Here is a 2,734-nt window from a genome sequence, read left to right on the forward strand (position 1 = left end):
GTCAACAGCAACTTTAAACTGACCGGTGGCGGCATGTTGGTTTGCCCGGTGGCGGCAAGGGGTTGACCGCTGGCGGCAGGTATTTTTGGACAGGGTCAGGCGCCCGGGCGGGCCGGGGTGGTGGGCGCCTGACCGTCGTGTGGATTTAGTTCATGGGCCGGGTTCCTTTCCCGTTTTGGGCTTGCATGAGCCGGACTGACTCGCCGCTGGTTTGGCACAGGTGTGCGTGGTGGAGGAGCCGGTCCACGGTGGCGGTGGCTATGGATTTGGGCATGAGCTCGTCGAAACCGGAGGGGTGGATGTTGGAGCTGATGGCCAGGGAGCGTTTTTCGTAGGAGGCCTCCACGACCCGGTAGAAGCCCTCGGCGGCGTCGGCGGAGACGGGCAGGAGGCCGATGTCGTCGATGCAGATCAAATCCACGCTGGTGGCGCGGGTGATGGCCTTGTTGACGCTGTCGTCGATGCGGTGGCGGCGCACGAGCGCGCCGAGGTCCTCCATGCTCAGCCAGGACACGGACATGCCCTCGTTGATGGCCTGCTGGCCCAGGGCCTCCAGCAGCAGGGTTTTGCCGGTGCCGGAGGGGCCGCACGCGATGAGGTTCTCCCGGCGCCGCACCCATTCCAGGGTCCGCAGGAACGAGGTCGTCGCCGCCGGCAGGGTCGAGAGCGCCTCGTCCCAGATGTCGAAGGTTTTCCCGGTGGGGAATCCGGCGCGTTTGCGCCGGGTGGCGAGCATGGACCGGTTCCGGCCTGTTGCTTCGGCCTCGAGGAGCACGCGGACGACTTCGGTGGGATCCCAGCGCTGGGCCTTGGCGGTGGCGAGGACGTCGGCGACGACGGCGCGGGCGTGCGGCATGCGGGTGGTGCGCATCAGTGCGATGACATGTTCCACCCCTTGGTCGGCCCGCGGGGCGGGGGTGAGGGTGGTGGCGGTCATTCGGCGGCTCCTTCAAGGTCGGTGTCATCGCTGGTGCCCGGCTCCGCGGTGGTGCCAAAGCCGGACCAGGCGCTGGTGCCCTGGCTCAGCCACCGGCCCGGGTCGGTGACGGTGTGGGTCGCGCCGATGGTGCTGGGGGGTTCGCCGGTGGCGGTGTTGGTGATGATGGAGACCAGGTCCTCGTGGGTGAAGCGCTGGTGCACGGCGGCGGCTCCCAGGCCCTGGTCGACGACATCGTTGCCCATCACCTTGGCCAGGGTGGCGGCGCGTTCCATTTTGTGGCGGATCTTGTTGGTCCCGGCCGCGGCGGCCTCCTTGAGCCAGAGCGCCGCACCCGCGCCGAGGGCCAGGAACTCTGCCTCTGCCCTGTTCGTGGGCCGGATGACCCTTTCCAGGGCCCCGGCCGGGGCTGGCGGGAAGTGGTCGTCGTTGATCGCCGGGGTGCCGGGGCGGGTGCGGGCGTGCCGGGCGACCTCGACCGGGCCGGCGGGCCCGACGTGGACGATGACGACCTCGTCCTCGGTGCCGCGGACCCAGACCCGGTCGCCCATGAGGGTGTGCGGGACGGAGTAGCGGGAGTGTTCGTAGGTGACCATGGGCGTGTTCGGCGGGACCTGGCGGGCATGGCCGAAACTGGCCGTCACCGGCACCGCCGGGACGGGGTGCAGGCGGGGCTGTTCATGGAGGCGGAGCATGTCCTTGGGAATTTCCAGGGTCGCCCGGTGCACCGAGGAATTCACGTCCTCCATGAACGCCTCACACGCCGCTTCCAGCTCGGCGAAGGAAGCGTACTCGGGCAGCAGGTTGGTGTCCTTCGGGACGAGGTCGGCCTTGGCGATCTTGACCGCGTTTTCCACCCCGCCCTTCGAGGCAGGGTCCGCTGGCATGCAGGTCTGGATTGACGTGGAGTAGTGGCGGGCGAACGCGACGATTTGCGGGTTGCGGACCGGGATCCCGGCGATGTGCTCGATGGTGACGGTCTTTTCGTTGTCGGTGAGCACGTGGGTCGTGACGCCCCCGATGAGCCGGAACGTCCGATCCAGGGCGGCGAACACGCTGGGCATGGTCTTATCGCGCAAGGCGATGACGATCCGGAAGCGGGAGAACGCCAGCCAGGCCACGAACAAGACGGTCTTGACACCGTCCACGACGGGGCCGTCCCCGTAATCATATTCGACCCATAGGCCCGGCTCCGGGGACCAGGGACGGTGCACGCGCACGTTCTGCGCCCGGTATTTCGCCTTCAACTCCGCCACGGTGGTCCGGGTCGTGCGCTCACAGCCGGTGAACCCCAGGGCGAGGAGCTTTTCGTGGACCACGTCGGCGCGGATCTTCCCGCGGGACTGGTCGACCCAGGAAATCATCTGTCCCAGGTACGGGTCGGTGAGCCGCCCGCGCTGGCGGGCCACCGGCGCCGCGGCGCCCCCGTCGCGGGCCTTCACATACGACCGGACCGTGTTGTGCGAGACGCCGCAGATCTTCGCGGCGTCCCGGTACGACCGGGTTAAATCATAAGCAGCTAAAATTTCCATGAACTCTCCTGGAGACTTCACAACGAGCCCCTTCCTTCCCGCAATGCAGGTGAATGATCAACGATTGGCATCGCCATCTTCACCCGGAAGGAAGGGGCTCTCCCCGTAACGACACGAGGGAATGGACAAGGGAATCCCGGCACACCCCGCCGCCGGCCGGCGGCGGAGAAATGGTCAAAAATACCTGCCGCCAGCGGTCAAAACCACTGCCGCGAACGGTCAATCAAATTTTCCGTCTCCGGTCAGTTTAGAGTTGCCGCTAACA

General features: G+C 67.1%; 2 protein-coding genes. Both read right to left on the reverse strand.

From position 1 onward, the window contains the following. Positions 1-145: 145 nt before the first annotated feature. Positions 146-937, reverse strand: coding sequence for an ATP-binding protein (locus G6034_RS19290; protein ID WP_176636719.1), 792 nt, complete (start codon positions 935-937; stop codon positions 146-148). Beyond that, positions 934-2,490 (reverse strand): IS21 family transposase, encoded by a 1,557-nt coding sequence (istA, locus tag G6034_RS19295; protein ID WP_176636720.1) that lies wholly within the window; start codon positions 2,488-2,490, stop codon positions 934-936. Before istA ends, G6034_RS19290 begins: the two co-directional genes overlap by 4 nt. Positions 2,491-2,734 lie beyond the last annotated feature (244 nt).

The sequence above is a fragment of the Arthrobacter wenxiniae genome, from assembly GCF_013376105.1.
GTDB classification, from domain to species: Bacteria; Actinomycetota; Actinomycetes; order Actinomycetales; family Micrococcaceae; genus Specibacter; species Specibacter wenxiniae.